The organism is Alteromonas sp. NFXS44 (assembly GCF_040148705.1).
In the GTDB taxonomy this organism is placed as follows: Bacteria; Pseudomonadota; Gammaproteobacteria; order Enterobacterales; family Alteromonadaceae; genus Alteromonas.
This window is the reverse complement of the sequence record NZ_JAGDEA010000002.1, coordinates 183,186-200,066: the sequence shown is the minus strand read 5'-3', so window position 1 is coordinate 200,066 and position 16,881 is coordinate 183,186. Positions and strand designations below refer to the sequence as shown.

Sequence of the window (16,881 nt, the reverse complement as noted above, 5' to 3'; positions counted from 1 at the left end):
CAACACTGCAATTGCACCATTTTAGTGCCAACCTTGTCCTGCCCGGCAACCTCAGGCGCAACTAACCGGCTTAACCTAATTTATCCGTTGCTACCCGATAACGCGGGTCTTCATTGACATTAATTTCAACAAACTTATCGGCTTTTGTAAGCAGGCCACGACACTCAGAACTGATATGCCGGATGTGCAGCTTTTTACCCTGCTCTTCGTATTTACCGGCCAGACTGTCCAGCGCATCGATACCGGAAGAGTCCCAGATGCGGCTGTTATTAAAATCGATCACCACGTCATTCGGGTCATTAGCTACATCAAACATCTCTTTAAAGTGATGAATCGAACCAAAGAAAACCGGTCCGCGCAGCTCATAAACCTTCCAGCCATCGTCATCGATGTGGGTTTTTGCTTCAATGTAGCGGGCCGCTTTCCAGGCAAATACCAGTGCCGACACAATCACACCAACAACAACAGCAATGGCGAGGTCAGAAATAACTGTTACCGCTGTTACCAGGAACAGCACGAATGCATCTTCCTTATTCACACCACGGATTATGCGGAACGATGCCCATTCGAAGGTACCGATTACCACCACGAACATCACGCCTACCAGTGCAGCAAGGGGAATCATTTCAATCAGCGGCGCTGCAAACAGGATAAAGCCCAGCAGCACTACCGCTGCAGTAATACCTGACAAACGGCCACGGCCACCGGAGTTGATGTTGATCATCGACTGTCCAATCATGGCACAACCGCCCATACCACCAAAGAAACCGTTCACGGTGTTTGCCACACCCTGACCGATACATTCTTTGTTTCCGCGACCACGGGTATCAGTCATCTCATCGATAAGTGTGAGAGTTAACAGTGACTCAATTAAGCCAACCAGGCATAAAATGACTGAAGTTGGCAGGATAATCATCAGCGTATCCCAGGTGAACGGCACCATAGGGATAGAGAATGTTGGCAGCTCACCGGCCAGTGTGGCCGTGGCTTTTTGATCTGCCGGTAGTAAATCACGGACAAAATCGATAACGGTACGGGCTTCTAAATCCAGACCATGTACCAGCAGCGTAATGGTGACGATAGCCACCAGCGAGGCTGGAACAGCCTTTGTCAGCTTAGGCAACAGATAGATGATTGCCATTGTCAGCCCGACCAGGCCCAGCATGATGTAAAGCATGGTGCCCTGCATCCATTCCAGTGAGCCCGGCGCATTTTGCACTTTAAACTGACCTAACTGGGCAAGGAATATAACGATAGCCAGGCCATTTACAAAGCCCAGCATCACCGGATAGGGTACCAGCCGGATGAACTTACCCAGACGGAATACCCCGCACAAAATTTGCAGCAAACCTGCCAGCACCACAGCAGCAAAAAGATATTGCACGCCATGCTCTGCAACCAGTGCCACCATTACAACGGCCATTGCCCCTGTTGCGCCGGAAATCATGCCCGGACGACCACCGATGGCAGACGTAATGAGGCCCATCATAAAGGCCGCATACAAACCAATCATAGGTTCTACACCGGCAACAAAGGCAAATGCCACAGCTTCAGGTACTAAAGCCAGTGCGACAGTAATGCCAGACAGCACGTCGTTTTTAACATTGCTGTCTTTGCTATTAATCAAATCAAACATGGGTGTCCAATTATTCAGTACATGGTTAAAAAACGGTCGGCGATTCTATCACCATCGTCCTGCAAAGTCCTTTAACAGAATGTTAAAACCGGCTGTCTTGCTTTCAGCAATCATAAGGCTAATTTCTTTATAAACTGATCTTTATTAGTCCCACAGTGACAGTTATTTAAAATCTTAGCATTTAGATAATAGACGTATCACTTAATCCTGAGTGATTCTGCATTTTTAAGGAAAAACAAATGAAAAAAGATAACCAATTAACGGAATTGTCGGAAACTGAAATTACACTTGTGAATGGTGGCGTGAGTGACGATGCTATATACGGTGCCAGTGTTGCGAGTGCACTGACTTTTTTGGGCTTGGGGCTTAGCTTGACGGGAGTGCTTTCTCCTATAGGCGTGGGTGTAATGCTTGGCGCTTCAATCTTTTCAAGCGGCACTGCAATAGCGTTAACGACTGCTTGATTCCCATTGTTTTGCGGGCATCAATTTAGTGCCTGCAAATATCTATATACAGGAGTTAGGATTATGAAATTTGAAAGCATGAAACAATGTGTCCCATTAGCGTTGGTCGTGACCGGCATATCGACAATATTCATAGCTAATATCTTTAGCGTGAAACCTTCTGAATATATTTTCGCGGTCCCGGCCGCATTCTTGGTAAGCCTGACTATCTGCTATTTATTTTCTCAGTACAGAGTAAAGTAATTTTATTGAATATGCATCAACGGTCAATGCAGCTTGTAAATACTAACTACTTCCATATGAATTATGCAATCACCGGCTGCCAGAAAAAGGTACAGCGGCTCTGTAAGGGTTACAGTAACCTTCAGTAAATGTGAGGCAGAGGATGTACAGCCCGATTCCACGTATCTCTTTTATGACAAGGACTACAGCACAAAGTATAGCTTGCGGCATAAGGACTGCATTCGGGGTTAGTGCGGGGAAGCCGTGGACAGAGTGGGAATTCACATTTAAAACCGTCAGCCGCATGGATGCGGCTGCCGAGCGCCCAGGGATGGGTTTACCGCGAGTTTTAAATGTGAATTCCCTTTCTGGCCAGAAAGGCTTCCTGTCACTGTTCCCGAAAAAGGAGAAATTATGTCTATTGTTAAAACTGGTTCTGCGCACTATCAGCCGCTGGGTAAAGAAGGCAAAGGTCATGTGAGCACCGGAAGTGGTGCCTTGTCTGATCAGCCTTACGGCTTTAATACACGTTTTGAAGACAAGAGCGGTACTAATCCTGAGGAACTGATTGCTGCTGCTCACAGCAGTTGCTATGCCATGGCGTTGTCGTTTGCGTTATCAGACGCAGGTTATCAAAACGGTGATCTAAAAGTTGATGCTGAGGTCACACTGGAAAAAGACGGTGATGGCTTTACCGTAACGAAATCTGCATTAACCCTTGAAGCTAAAGTAGACGGGATTGATGAAGATAAGTTTGCAGATATCGCGAAGGGCGCAAAAGAAAACTGCCCGATCTCTAAATTGCTGAACGCCAAAATCACTCTCGATTACACTTTACAAAGCTAACCGGCCGTCAAGCAAATGAAGCCAGGGACGGTTTCAGTAATTACTCCTGTGAAATTGTGCCTTTGCTGTGACAGTTCATTCTGGTGGATAGTCTCACCAGAACAAAGTAAAACACAATGAGGCTGGTACGGGAAAATAACTCAAGCTGAATTCACTAAGTGTTTCACTGTTCAAATTTTTTTACAAAAGGTTACATTTATCCAAACGTTCTTAATGTAGTATGAGAATTTTTGGAGGGAAACCAATGCTTTCAGACGCCAGGGACGCGCTGCAACAGATCCTGAACCCGGTCAGTTATGACGACTTTTTCAATTTCTATGTGGGCAAAAAGCCGTTAATAATTAAAGATAACAATCCTTTCAGAGCATCGATTGGCGGTGCATCTCCAAGAGAAAAGTTGCTTCAGGGACATCGCCGGTATGCTCCCGCAGTAACCTGTCACTCTCATGCCCCTAAGCTGCCCCCACCTGCGGCAACGGAAGTTGAAAACGAACAGGCATTTTATCAGCTGATTACTGATCACTTTAAGCTTGACTACACAGTCCGCATACCCGATGTCACCGGGCTGTCACCTGAACTTACGAATTTTACCCGGTCACTTGAAAAGATCATTCAGTCACCGGTCAGTGTAGTCGTATTCTGGAGTCATCAGGGCGCACAGGCTCCGGTGCACCACGATGAGGTGGATGTTATTGTTATACAGTTGGAAGGAACGAAACGCTGGTTTGTTTCCGATGCACCACCTTCCTTTCCTACGCGATGGAAAAAGGCGGGTTCTTTGCCTCCACAAATGCCCCATTATCAAACAGTCGATGTGAAAGCCGGCGATCTTATCTATCTGCCACGGGGCACCGTCCATACTGTGCAGTCGACTTCAGAGTCAATCCACTTATCCATTGGCTTTGTCCCCGTCACCGTCAGGGATACAGTGAATGCTGTTTTAGACCATTTAACTGAAGTTAGTTTGCCATTGCGGAAAGATATAGGCCCGAGAGCGGACTGCCTTACGTCACACAATGCACTTGAGCAGGTTTCTCAGCAGGTAAAGGAGCATCTGCAAAGCTTATTGAGTGCTGCTCAACACGATCAGTTTATTATGGAATCGCTTAAACGCCAGCGTGCACGACTGATTCAGGATATGCCAAAATTGAAACCGTCAGTGCCTGCCCGGCATCCTGTATCCGTAAATACTTTTGTTCAGCGCAGCTCCCTTGCCATGGCGGAGTTAACAGAAACAGACAAGATTCTTGATTTATCTGTTCCCGGCGAACAAATACTGATTCACCCCGGCGTAAAAGCACAATTGCAATTCATGATAACCACGTCTGCGTTCAGGGTTGCTGATATTCCGGGTGAGATAGGTGATGATGTACGTGTCGCCCTGACACAGCGTTTGCTTGCCTGCGGCTTTCTTGAACCTTCGCCTGCCCGCCAATAATCATCCATGATTTACCATGCAAAAGCGGAGTTCAGCAATTGCATTTGGCGGGCGACCTGTCAAACTGTGCGTTTTTGCTAAGCTAATACGGAGCTCCTTTGATTGCATATCTTCTGGCAGGTGTAGCCATTGTTGTCGCCTTTATCGTGAACTGGTTCATGCCAAGGCCATTCTGGCGCGCCACGCTTACCTCAGCACTTTCCATTTTCATCGTTACATCTGTGGGGTTAATGTACCTGCCACTCGGCGTGGAAGCAGAGCCTGAAGAAGTTCGCCGCTGGGTATTCTCGATTTTGCCCCTGCTTGGTTTTTTCGCAATTCTGATTTCAGTATTCGTAGGCTGGTTTCTTTATGTGGTACGCAAATAATTTAGTTTCAAAATAGCATTTCAAAAGCATGACACGGCACCATTCAGTTTCATGATGCCGTCTCGCCCTTAGTTACGACTTCGGTCAGTAGGTTTTGTACGGCAGGAATTTACCTGACATCACCACTTTCACACGGTCGCCTTTAGGATCAGGTTCACGGGTTAAGTCCATTTCAAAATCGATGGCACTCATAATGCCGTCGCCAAACTCTTCGTGAATGAGCTCTTTCAGTGTGGTGCCGTACACATTCACCAATTCGTACCAACGGTAAATTAACGGATCAGTAGGAACAGCCGTTGGCAGAGAGCCTTTATAAGGTGCAATCTGCAACCAGGCGACGGCTTCTTCAGTTAACCCGAATAATTCACCGGTGGCTTCAGCCTGCGCTTTAGTCATTGCCATCTGACCCAGGCATGCTGCAGTACTCCATTCTTTCGACTCGCCAATCACTTCTGCGGCCTGTGACCATTTAATGCCTTTAGTGACTTTTGCGCTCATAATCATTGCGGTGACTTGCTGTCTGTCAGTAATCATAGTGGGCTCCACGGGTTAGATAAGTGAAAATCGTTCCAGTAACAGAACGAGAATAAGACAAAGGAGTAAACCGCTGACTCCCTGCCAGAAAGCAACGGGATTACGCTCCAGTAGGGGCGGCCTCTCGCTGCTGAGAAATTTTGCATCGGGATGTCTCAGGGCATACACAAACTCTGAAAGTGCGTCATAGCGCTTGAGCGGATTAGGATGCAGTGCTTTTCTTAAAGTGTGATCAAGCCAGAAGGGAATGCTCCGGTTCGGATCTAACACGCTTTCATATTTCAATTTATGCTGTGATGTCACGCTTCTGCATTTGGCAACCTGCGTGCCATAAGGAAAGCGGCCACTAAGCAAATGGTAGCTCAGCACCGCCAGCGAAAACTGCTCAGACTGTTCACTGCCACCCTGACCAAGAAAATACTCCGGTGCTGCATAAATAGCTGTACCGGGAATATCTTCATTATCTCCTGCAAATTCATTGATGCCGGCAACAGAAGCCGCACCTAAATCCACCAGTGTGATGTGATGGTTGATATCAATCATGATATTTTCAGGTCTGATATCACGGTGGAGAACGTCTTTGCGATGCAATGCCATCAATCCCCTGGCGACCTGCTCAATGATCATGCGGACAGTTTCCAAATCCGGCTGCGGGTTATCATTCAGCCACTGGGCCAGTGTTTGTCCCGGCACAAAATCTGTCACGGTATACAATGCCGTTTTGGCAGCCTGCTGATCCGGGGCGCTCACCACATGCTGGCTGTGAATACGCCTTGCTATCCACTCTTCCATACGGAATGCTTCAAGATGAGCCAGTTCGTGTGCCATTTCCACAGAAGGCACTTTCAGCACCACCTGGCTGCCATCTGCAGTGTTCTGCGCCAGGTAAACGTGGCTGCGGGCACTGTGATAGATGTTGCGGACAATTTTAAACTGATCGAGAAAATCCCCGCTTTGCAGCATGCCGGGAATGGGTAATTCTTCCTCTTCAGACCCGGCGGCACTGGTATTGGCTGCAGGCAGGGTATTTACCCTGACAATCTGAGCTGTCAGGTTATCGTTGCTGCCTCTGGCAAACGCCATTTCCACCAGTTTCTTCGCTGCTTCATCCGGATCATGCTCATATTCAGTCACTACACTGCAGAGGCTGGCCTCATCGATGAACTCATACACACCGTCTGTGAGCAGAAGGAAACAGTCCTGCTCTTTCAGAGAGCGGCTGTCTTTATCCAGTTGCAATGATTCATTGATACCCATGGCATTGGATAAATAGTGCTTTTCACCATTTATCATCTGACGGTGGTCGCGGGTAAGTTGCTCCAGCACCCTGCCCCGCAACCGGTACACTCTGGCGTCCCCCAGATGAAATACATGTACACGATGATGCTTGAAAATCAGTGCACTGAATGTGCAAACGTAACCTTTGTCCGGTTCGCCGGCATAGGGACTGTTACGACTCTGGCCGAGTAACCAGCGGTTTATTGCTGTAATAACTTGCGTAGCCGCACCGGGGACCGTCCAGGTATCTGAGGTACAAAAATAATCTTCGAGAAACTGTTTAACACATACCTGACTGGCAATGTGACTCACTGAACTGGTACTGATGCCGTCTGCCAGTGCCACCGCAGCGCCTTTGAATGTGAGCAAATCACCTTCGGGAAGCCTGAAACCATAACTGTCCTGGTTCAGCGGCTTTTCCCCTGCACTGGAATATTGACCGATGGATAAACTAAGCATATTGAAGCAGCTCAGTGAGAGGTTTGAATTGAGCCTGCCGGACAATGTTCCGCCAAGCCCTGTGTGCCGGAAGGTATCCGGCAAATCTTCACTAAACTGCAGCAGGTTTTGAATCTGTTGCTACCGGTACAGATTGCGCAGCCAGCTTACGCTTGGGAGCAGTACGGAAGTGCGTGCTGTACAGCGTTAAACCTGTAAACGCCAGACCACCGACCAGGTTACCCAGAGCAGTCGGGATTTCATTCCAGAAGAAGTAATCCATTACAGAGAAATCACCGCCCATGATCAGGCCGAACGGGAACAGGAACATGTTCACCACAGAGTGTTCAAAGCCCATGAAGAAGAACAGCATGATTGGCATCCACATGGCAAAGATTTTACCGCTCACGTGGGTTGAGATCATGGCACCTACTACACCCAGTGATACCATCCAGTTACATAACATGCCACGGATGAAAATGGTCAGCCAGCCTTCCATACCGTACTGAGCATAACCCAGGGTACGGGCTTCACCGATACCGGCTACTTTTGTTGCAATAGCACCACCATCAGTGTTGTAACCCATGGTAAAGATAAATGACATCATGAACGCCACTGTCAGTGCACCGGCAAAGTTACCGCAGAATACCAGCCCCCAGTTGCGGAGAATTTGAGACCATGTGACGCCGGGCCGTTTCGCCAGCCAGGCCAGTGGTGTCAGTACAAAAACGCCGGTTAACAGATCGAATCCCATCAGATAAAGCATGCAGAAGCCAACAGGAAACAGCACCGCGCCAATTAAAAATACGCCGGTTTGTACAGCAATCGTAATTGCGAAAACCGCTGCCAGAGCAAGGATTGCGCCGGCCATATAACCGCGGATTAATGTATCACGGGTAGACATGTAAATTTTAGATTCACCCGCATCCACCATCTTGGTTACAAATTCATTCGGAAGTAAGTAAGCCATTGTGTATACCTTTTTGTTGTGTGTTGATTAGTCGCTGACATGTGTTGCACACAACAAAATGCGGGCACAAAAAAACGCCCAACCATGCACTGTTTCCAGTGTGGTATTGGACGCCGTTATCCAAGTTTACATTGTGTTGTATGCAAAAACCCGTGTTGCAATTTTAAACAGCAAGGAAAAGGCCAAATTTAAATTGTCATTATTTTTCTGATAGTTATGAATATTAACGTGTGACTTGCTGACCATTCATTTCTTGATTGCACCAAAAAAGTTCATCCGCGCACAATGAAGATCCGCATTTTCCTGTGAAACGGAGAAAATTCCGCCAAAGCTATGCGGATTGCGTATTAACAAGGTAGAACAAGGAAAATAAACCTTTATTGTCAACAGGTTAAAATGGTGGAACAGGCTTTGCTAAATCTTATAAACAGGCAACGTCAATTGCGACCACCACAGAAAGACACCATCACCACCATGGCAGTATTCAGCGAAGCGACAAAACGGTTCCTACTGGCGGCAAAGCACGCCGAAATTCACGCACTTAATCAACTTGCATCCAACTGCAAACTGGTGACCTCAGTGAAAGACATGATCCATCAACTCCAGCGGGAGCGCGGTATCAGTAACGTATATCTGGCGTCGAAAGGGGAACGGTTTGGTCAGCAACGGGAAGATCAGATTGCAGACAGTAATTTTGCCGAACAAACCTTACGCAGCCAGCTAAAGTCTCTCTATCTCTCGGGCGACGAAAGTGCCGCTAACATGCGCTTACTGGTAAGCATCACCATGGCGCTACAAGGGCTGGATAACCTTTCTTCCCTGCGGGATCAGGTAGCAGAAAAGGCACTGACATCCCTTGAATCAACGCAGGCATACTGCCGGCTGGTAACGGGTTTACTCTCGGTTATCTTTGAGGCCGCTGACGTGGCAAGCGATCCGGATATCACCCGGCTTCTTGTGGCGCTGTTCAATTTTTTACAAGGCAAAGAACTGGCCGGACAGGAACGGGCATGGGGCGCTATTGGCTTTGCTGAAACCCATTTTAATAAATCATTATGCGACCGCCTTGAACAACTGCAGCAGGATCAGCAACACAGTTTTGACATATTTACGGCTTTTGCGGATCCGCAAACACTGCAACAATGGGAAGACATCTGTCAGAGCGATGCCCAGGCCGACCTTACCCGCCTGCGGACAATGATAAAACAACTGGCTGATGGCAGCCCCATTGACGGACAAATCAGTGAGGTATGGTATGACATTGCCACGACCCGCATTGATGCCATGCAATCCATTGACGAAGCTCTGACCGCCAAACTCATTTCACTGGCTACAGAGCTGGTCAGTCGTGCTGATGCCGAGCTGAAAAATCATCATCAACGGGTAAAAACGCTGGAACAACAGCCTAATCCAACGGGCACACCACTGACAATGCTGTTTGATCCGCAAATGCCGGGCTTACGGGGATCAGAAATGTCCGGTCCGGATACCATTTCCAATGCGGAAAATTTGTCCGCACACCGGTCTTTTTACGACTTGTTATGCGATCAGACTGAACACATCAAAAACATGTCAGTAGCGCTGGAGGAAGCCCGCCAGGCGATTACCGATCAAAAATGTATCGACCGTGCCAAGCTGCTTATTATGCAGCAATGGCAATTAACCGAAGATCAAGCTTACCGTCGCCTGCAAAAAACAGCGATGGATCAGAATTGTCGTCTGATTGATGTAGCGGAACGGGTAGTAAAAGCCACATCCGGCAGTAAATGATTCAGCCAGTTCGCCGTCCGGGTGCCACTGTCATTAAAGCCAGTGACAGCCAGAGGACAGCCGCGCACCAACCTGCCAGAATGTCAGTGGGCCAGTGAACCCCCAGAAACACACGGCTCATGCCAACCAGCAAAATAATTAACATGGCAATAACGTAAAACCAGCGGGTCAATGACGGGTTGCCGCTCACTGATGCACCGGTATATGCCAGACTAAGATACGTTAAACATGACATCATGGCATGGCCTGAGGGAAAGCTGCTGGTGTATACCTTCGTAATATGAGGAACCAGCTCAGGCCGTGGCCGGTGAAAACCATATTTCAGTGCAAAACTGACAACCATACCGGACAGTACCGTTGTTATCAGAAAAACAGCGTGACGGGTCTGCCCCTTTTTATGTAACACCAGAGATGCCAGTCCGGTGATCACAATTAAAAACCAGTTACTGCCCAAGGTGGTCATATCACGGAAATGTACCGCAAGCCATAACGGTCCTGCTGGCTGCCCCGGGTCTCCAGCCCGGCGGAACATCAGCATGATGCTTTTATCAATGGCGGGCACGGGGTCAAAATGCACCCATACAGCGAGCAGAAACAAACCGGAAAGTCCGGCAAAAGCCATAAGTCGCAACACGGATGGCCTGATGTGATTGGATTGCATAGAAACGAAGGGTCACTGACTAATAGCCTTTATTCCATTTGAGTGCAGCTTTGGATCGCTTTACCAGAAGAATCAATACGCTGAATACAACAGATTTTGCTGTTACAACGCCTTCAAGTATCAAAAATCTTGATATAATGGCCGCCATCACCTCTTGTTTTGACTGCCCATGTTTTCCTTTATCACTGAAACCTTATTACCCGTACTGATATTATTACTGATGGGCTGGTTATTCTTCCGTATAAAATGGCTGAATGAGAGCTTTGTTGAAGCCGGTTCTAAACTGGTTTTCAACGTCACATTACCTGCACTGCTGTTTTTATCTATCAGTCAGGCCGACTTTGCCCATGCCGCAAACTTTCCACTGATTGGGGTAGGTATTGCGGGCACGCTCATCATGTGTGCCCTGCTGGTTTTGACCGCGCGGCTCACTGTGACGCCCTATCAGGCAAGAGGTGTGGTGGTTCAGGGCGGTTTCAGAGCCAACATGGGTATTATCGGCCTGGCTTACTGCGCCAATACGTACGGGCCAGAAGGGCTGGCTGCTGCATCTGTATACCTGGGCTGTATCACGATTTTATTTAATATTTTATCGGTGATAGTGCTTAACTTTTATCAGACCGGCCACCGCTCTGTGAGCAAACAAATCAAAGGTATCACTAAAAATCCGCTGATCATTTCCATCGTCCTGGCGCTGCCCTTTTCCTATTATTCATGGACACTGCCTGACGCCATTCTTAAAACCGGCGAATACGTTTCCCAGTTAACCTTACCGCTTGCGCTCATTTGTACCGGTGCCTCGCTGCAATTCCGTTCATTCTCAGCCGACTGGTTTAACATTACGTTGAGTACAGTGAGCAAGTGCATTCTTTATCCGGCCCTGATGGTCGGACTGGCATATCTTGCCGGATTTACCGGAATGAGCCTCGGGATTGTGCTGCTGCTGTCGATTGCCCCGACAGCCGCTGCCAGCTATGTGATGGTAAGAAATATGGGCGGAGACCACAGGCTGGCTGCCAGTATTATTGCTGTATCCACACTGGTTTCATTACCGGTGACAGCACTGGCATTCGGAACACTGACTGCTATGAACCTGGTATAGTGGCCTGATATAAAGCCCCTCCGTAATGAACAGATAATGAAAACAAAAAAGAGCGCATATTTATGCGCTCTTTTACGTTTAAATACCGCTGAATAACACGGTTAACGCATGGCTGCCTGAGCCGCTTCGGTTGAACGCTGGACCACATCCAGACGCTCTGTCCAGGGGTCTTCACCATGCACCGCTGTAGCGTCCATGGTGAACGTCATGATGTTATGCGCTTCATTGTCATAAGGCTTCCATTCCGGCAACCGGGACACATTCGGGTCACCATTTTCGATAAAGCTCACCACGTAGTCGAAAACCAGTTCAGAGGCATTCAGATCCTGCTCAGTGGCATCCGGATACTTCACGTCAGCCGTTTTAAAGAAAAACGGGATCTCACTGGCATGGGGTGCGCCCTTCCCGTTACGGACACTTTCTGCCACGTAACCATACCGGTACATGTACACGTTTTCGTCCAGATCCGTCATACGCTCAGCAACAAACCTTGCAGGCTCCTGCATCATACGGTCCTGTGCCACTTCCGCTCCGATATCCTGTAATTCACCGGTGCCTTCAAGGTCATAGGCGTCTTTCGCTGCCTGCGCGTATTCGCCGAAAGAGGCGAACAATGCCTCTTTATCCGGGAACATGCTGAATCCGATATCCTGACTGGTCGTACCCACCATTACCGGCACTTTCGCGACTTTGCCCTGCTCAAGCAATGACTGGGTGCTACCCTGTACAATGTCACCATCAGCAATGGGGCCGCCAACATACGTCGGTACACCGCCGGGAGGCTGGAACAGCGCCATCAGATTCAGGCCATCTACCACTTTGTCTGCCGGCAATGCCCGCAAAGCAGCCAGCGCTTCTGCGCCATTACCGGAAATGCCATTCTTTTCAGCGAAATTAACGCCTATCTGTTCAGCAGAGGGCTGACCGTTTACTTCTTCCGTTAAGCTGCGCTCACCGGTTAATGAACGGCCACCACCGGACATAATAATCGCCCGCTGGAAGGTACCCCGTGCGCCCGGTGTCTGCATAAGATTGTGTACAGAGCCGCCGCCGGCAGATTCGCCCATGATGGTGACATTATTCTTATCGCCACCGAAAGCTTCCACGTTATCTTTCACCCATTGCATGGCCGCTATCTGATCTTCAAAACCGTAGTTGCCTAACGGACCTTCTTCAACGGCTGAAAGCGCCGGATGTGCGAAGAAACCAAAACGGCCAAGGCGGTAGTTAAAGCTGACAAAAATCACACCGGCACGGGCAAACTCGCTGCCGTCATAGGTTGCAGGCGATGCACCACCATTCACGTAGCCACCACCATGGATCCACACAACCACAGGACGCTTGATATCATCTTCCTGCGGTGCCCATACGTTAACGTACAAACAATCTTCCGCAGGCTCTTTCCCTAGCGGTGCAGCGTCACTTGGAAACGGCTTTTGCATACAGTCGTTGCCGTAATCCAGCACTTCTTTCACACCGTTCCAGTCTGCAACGGGCTGAGGAGAACGCCAGCGATTTTCACCTACCGGAGGTTTTGCGTAAGGGATCCCTTTAAAAACGCGGATATCATCATCTTTAACGCCCTGCAGCGTACCATTTTTAACCGTTACCTGCGGTGATGCATCTTCAGCTACCGGCGCAGGACTTTCAGCCACTTTCTCACCACAGGCACTTAACATTACTGCTGCAACAGCAGACAAAGCAAACAGCCGTTTTTTCATAACAAACGTTCCTTATTCTGATCCACGGTTAACCTAACGCACTCAGATGACAGAGTCCGCGCACAGCATCTTCAAACGGTGTATCTGTTACATCCACTTCTACGTAGCGGTACTTCACGTCATTTTCGTTCAGGTGTTTAACGATGGCGGCAAAGTCTGATTTGCCGTCCCCCGGCGTTGAGATGCGTGACATCTCAGGAATGATCATACGCGGATCGTCACTCAGCGGAACCGAGCCGTCGTAATCCTTCATATGACAGCCGATAACACGGCCTTTGTATTTATTGAGCATGGCAACAGGATCATGACCGGCTGCCGCAACCCAACCTAAATCCAGCTCAATTTTAACCAGCTCCGGGTCGGTGTTCTCCATCATGATGTCGAAAATCACCTGTCCATCCACCTTATCGAACTCAAAGTTGTGGTTGTGGTATGCGAACTTGAAGCCAAGCTCTTTCATTGTCTGACCACGTTTGTTCAGACGTGCAGCAATAGCTTTAACTTCGTCAACAGAAGAAGGGGTGTTCAGGTTTACTTTACCATCTTTGAAATTCAGGAATTCGCCGGCCATGGGCTCGATGAAGTAATCGATATTCAGTTTGCTGCCCAGTTCCTTGATATATTCAATGTCTTCCAGGTCGGAATTAATATGTACAGACGGCACTGTCAGCTTATATTCTGCCATCAGATCTGCCATATCATCGATGCTTAAGCCGAACAGCGGCGCGCCTTCTGCATTCACTGAGCCACCTACACCGAACATTTCAAGCTGCTTGAAACCGGCTGCAGCCAGTTTTTTAATTGTACCGGCGGGATCTTTAGCAAACATGTCGCGCAGCATGTACATCTGAACGCCGTAAGGTCTGCTTGAAGCTGCATTACAGCCTCCGGTCATCGCGTTGGCCATCAGTCCCGGCGCTGCCAGCACACCGGCTACGCCCAGACCAGCTTTAAGAAAATGTCGACGGGTAAGTGACGAAGTCATTATTGTTTCCTCTCTCCGGTAAGAAACAGGCTCAACACGTTGGTCCCGTTGAGCCTGCAAGAAGTTAATTATTTGTTACACCCACTTTAGAACCTTTACATTAATGACATCGATATCATTTTACAACTATTGTTTAACATTTTTAGACAAGTGACAGAACCGGACGCCGGTTTGAGATCTCTTCTCTTCCGGACGGATCCCGGGCGGGTCAAAAAACAAAAAAAGAGCACGACCGGCGTGCTCTTTTTCTCTTTAAAAATTATGGAAAATTATCCCAACTTACTGCCACCCAGGCAATCCGGTGACGGGGTTACACTGCCGCCTCTGGCTTCCCATTCTTCAGGGGTATACGTGTGCAAAGCCAGTGCATGTACCGGCCCCTGTAAAGCTTCAGCCAGCAAACCGTTCACCTTCTGGTGACGGGGCACCCGACGTACGTCAACAAACGCTTCAGACACCACCGTTACTTTGAAGTGACTCTGGGCACCGTCGGGCACATTGTGCATATGACTTTCATCCAGCACTTCAAGATACACAGGTGTGAGAGCATCATTAAGTTGCTGTTCGATAAACTGTTTTACATTTTGCATGGGTTCTGCTCCGGCACAGCGGGATAGATAAATCGGAAAGTTAGATTAATTCTACCATCAACGTGCCGGGTCGTCTTGTTGATGCCGTGCAGATAGTTGCGCTGAGTGTCTCCCTGCATGATTAGCAGTGAGCCATGCTCAAGACTGACCTTCACTGACGGAGCACCACTGCGGTGACGAAATAAAAAGGGCCTCGCTTCACCGAGAGTCACAGATGCAATAACCGGCTGCACGCCCAGCTCCTTTTCATCATCGGCATGCATGCCCATGCTGTCCTGCCCGTGCCGGTACCAGTTCGCCAGCACACTGTTAAACCTGCAACCGGCGGTATTTTCGCAACGTGTTTTCAACGCCAGCAGATCAGCGGTCCAGGGGCGCGGTACCATCGTCAGGCCGGAGTAGGAATACTCGCTGACAGCATCACCATACCAGGCTTGCAGGCGCGGAATTTTAACCGGCTTACCAAACAGTTTAATGGTATCCTGCGACCAGTTTAACGATGAGGCCAGCGATGCGTACAACGCGTCAGCATCATCCGGTCCTATCCAGCCCGGTATGTAAGTAACATCCGCGCCGGGTAACGCCAGTTTCTGAGGCGCAGCGCCGGCGTTACAGCCATCATCGAATAGTGAAAATTGCATAAATCCGGAACCCGATTAACGTTACCATGAGCGACAACACAGCCTTTGTATTTCGCGACCGCGAACTGAACTTAATACGCCACCCGGCAAAACATCAGCATGTCAGTTTACAGGCCTGGGACAGCGCCGATGAATTGATTATCGATTATCTTGCCACAGAAGGCCCCGGCAAATGTATCATATTTAATGATGACTTCGGCACCCTGGGCTGCTGGTATGCCAGTCATAACCCCTGCTGGATTTCAGATTCATGGATTGCTCACCGCTCGTTGGCTGACAACCTGGAAGGTAACAATATTGCCGCCACACTGGATGACAACGGACTGGTAGCCTCGCCATTGAAAGCTGCAGACTGCCTTGCTCCGTTGCCGGAAAACCCGCAAACGGTGATTATAAAAATACCCCGTACTCTGGCGTTGCTGGAACATCAGTTAATTATGCTGCAAAAGGTCATCACGCCTGAAACACGTGTTGTGGCCGGTGCGAAAGTGAAGGCCATTACGAAAAATGTGCTGGAGCTGTTTGAGAAATACACCGGTCACACCACCACCTCACTGGCTAAGAAAAAATCCCGCCTTATTTTTGCAAAGCCGGATGCAGCGATACTGAAAAAGCCCGTACAATCTCCTTATCCGGTACGCTGGACAGCGAAAAGCCAGAACGGCGTAACGCTGACACTTTCCAATCATGCCAATGTATTCTCTGGGCGCTCTTTAGACATCGGGGCAAGGTTCATGATTGACAATATGAACGTGACCAATAACGAACGGGTTATTGATCTTGGTTGCGGTAACGGCATTTTAGGTCTGAACGCCCTGTCACTGGCACCACAGGCGCGGATCACCTTTGTTGATGAGTCATTCATGGCGCTGGCCTCAGCCAGACAAAACGTAGCAGAGAACTTTCCTGAACAACTGGAACAATGTGAATTTGTGCCATCGAACTGCCTTGACGCCTTGAAACAGGCTGAAGAGGGAGGATTCAGTAAAGTGTTCTGCAACCCGCCATTTCATCAACAGAACGCGATAACCGACCACATTGCCTGGCAAATGTTTTCAGATTCCAAAGCCAGTCTGGCCAGAGGTGGACATCTGGTGGTGGTGGGTAACCGCCATCTCGATTACCATGTTAAATTAAAGCGCTTGTTTGGTGGCGTAACGCAAGTTGCCAGCCATCAGAAGTTTGTTATTTTAAGTTGTGCAAAACGCTAAAGGGAG

General features: G+C 48.7%; 16 protein-coding genes. 7 read left to right on the top strand and 9 right to left on the bottom strand.

All coding sequences use genetic code 11. From position 1 onward, the window contains the following. Positions 1-70: 70 nt before the first annotated feature. The gene (locus J3369_RS04080; RefSeq protein ID WP_303573792.1) at positions 71-1,636 is read right to left on the bottom strand and encodes a SulP family inorganic anion transporter; all 1,566 of its coding nucleotides are present in this window, start codon (positions 1,634-1,636) and stop codon (positions 71-73) included. Between the two features lie 239 nt (positions 1,637-1,875). On the opposite strand from J3369_RS04080, the gene J3369_RS04075 reads away from it, so the two are divergent. From J3369_RS04075 to J3369_RS04060, 4 genes are all read left to right on the top strand, one after another. Beyond that, positions 1,876-2,100 (top strand): hypothetical protein, encoded by a 225-nt coding sequence (locus J3369_RS04075; protein WP_349584089.1) that lies wholly within the window; start codon positions 1,876-1,878, stop codon positions 2,098-2,100. 636 nt (positions 2,101-2,736) lie between these two features. Next, positions 2,737-3,168 (top strand): OsmC family protein, encoded by a 432-nt coding sequence (locus J3369_RS04070; RefSeq protein WP_349584086.1) that lies wholly within the window; start codon positions 2,737-2,739, stop codon positions 3,166-3,168. Between the two features lie 244 nt (positions 3,169-3,412). After that, entirely contained in the window at positions 3,413-4,606 is a 1,194-nt protein-coding gene (locus tag J3369_RS04065; protein ID WP_349584083.1) for a JmjC domain-containing protein, read from the top strand. 98 nt (positions 4,607-4,704) lie between these two features. After that, the gene (locus tag J3369_RS04060; RefSeq protein WP_119500052.1) at positions 4,705-4,974 is read left to right on the top strand and encodes a hypothetical protein; all 270 of its coding nucleotides are present in this window, start codon (positions 4,705-4,707) and stop codon (positions 4,972-4,974) included. Between the two features lie 84 nt (positions 4,975-5,058). On the opposite strand, the gene cynS is transcribed toward J3369_RS04060, so the two are convergent. The 3 genes from cynS to J3369_RS04045 form a co-directional block, all read right to left on the bottom strand. Further along, the gene (cynS, locus tag J3369_RS04055; RefSeq protein ID WP_119500051.1) at positions 5,059-5,508 is read right to left on the bottom strand and encodes a cyanase; all 450 of its coding nucleotides are present in this window, start codon (positions 5,506-5,508) and stop codon (positions 5,059-5,061) included. Positions 5,509-5,523: 15 nt separating this feature from the next. Next, complete coding sequence (locus tag J3369_RS04050; RefSeq protein WP_349584079.1) at positions 5,524-7,245, bottom strand: bifunctional protein-serine/threonine kinase/phosphatase; 1,722 nt, start codon at positions 7,243-7,245, stop codon at positions 5,524-5,526. Between the two features lie 91 nt (positions 7,246-7,336). Continuing rightward, on the bottom strand, positions 7,337-8,194 hold the full coding sequence (locus J3369_RS04045) for a formate/nitrite transporter family protein (RefSeq protein WP_349584076.1): 858 nt from the start codon (positions 8,192-8,194) through the stop codon (positions 7,337-7,339). Positions 8,195-8,635: 441 nt separating this feature from the next. Here J3369_RS04045 and J3369_RS04040 point away from each other — a divergent pair, with 441 nt between their 5' ends. Continuing rightward, complete coding sequence (locus J3369_RS04040; RefSeq protein WP_349584073.1) at positions 8,636-9,964, top strand: nitrate- and nitrite sensing domain-containing protein; 1,329 nt, start codon at positions 8,636-8,638, stop codon at positions 9,962-9,964. Between the two features lies 1 nt (position 9,965). Here J3369_RS04040 and J3369_RS04035 read toward each other — a convergent pair whose 3' ends face one another. Next, positions 9,966-10,598, bottom strand: coding sequence for a phosphatase PAP2 family protein (locus J3369_RS04035; RefSeq protein WP_349584070.1), 633 nt, complete (start codon positions 10,596-10,598; stop codon positions 9,966-9,968). A 196-nt stretch (positions 10,599-10,794) separates the two neighbouring features. On the opposite strand from J3369_RS04035, the gene J3369_RS04030 reads away from it, so the two are divergent. Then, positions 10,795-11,727 (top strand): AEC family transporter, encoded by a 933-nt coding sequence (locus J3369_RS04030; protein WP_349584067.1) that lies wholly within the window; start codon positions 10,795-10,797, stop codon positions 11,725-11,727. A gap of 101 nt (positions 11,728-11,828) precedes the next feature. Here J3369_RS04030 and J3369_RS04025 read toward each other — a convergent pair whose 3' ends face one another. From J3369_RS04025 to J3369_RS04010, 4 genes are all read right to left on the bottom strand, one after another. Next, a complete protein-coding gene (locus tag J3369_RS04025; RefSeq protein WP_349584064.1) occupies positions 11,829-13,448 on the bottom strand; it encodes a carboxylesterase/lipase family protein in 1,620 nt (539 codons plus the stop codon). Positions 13,449-13,476: 28 nt separating this feature from the next. Beyond that, positions 13,477-14,433 (bottom strand): TIM barrel protein, encoded by a 957-nt coding sequence (locus J3369_RS04020; protein ID WP_349584061.1) that lies wholly within the window; start codon positions 14,431-14,433, stop codon positions 13,477-13,479. 269 nt (positions 14,434-14,702) lie between these two features. Then, the gene (locus J3369_RS04015) at positions 14,703-15,023 is read right to left on the bottom strand and encodes a BolA family protein (RefSeq protein ID WP_119500046.1); all 321 of its coding nucleotides are present in this window, start codon (positions 15,021-15,023) and stop codon (positions 14,703-14,705) included. Beyond that, positions 15,011-15,664: an alpha-ketoglutarate-dependent dioxygenase AlkB family protein gene (locus tag J3369_RS04010; RefSeq protein WP_349584058.1), complete on the bottom strand. Its 654-nt coding sequence runs from the start codon at positions 15,662-15,664 to the stop codon at positions 15,011-15,013. The genes J3369_RS04015 and J3369_RS04010 overlap by 13 nt, the downstream gene beginning before the upstream one ends. 26 nt (positions 15,665-15,690) lie before the next feature. Here J3369_RS04010 and J3369_RS04005 point away from each other — a divergent pair, with 26 nt between their 5' ends. Further along, entirely contained in the window at positions 15,691-16,875 is a 1,185-nt protein-coding gene (locus J3369_RS04005) for a methyltransferase (RefSeq protein WP_349584056.1), read from the top strand. Positions 16,876-16,881 lie beyond the last annotated feature (6 nt).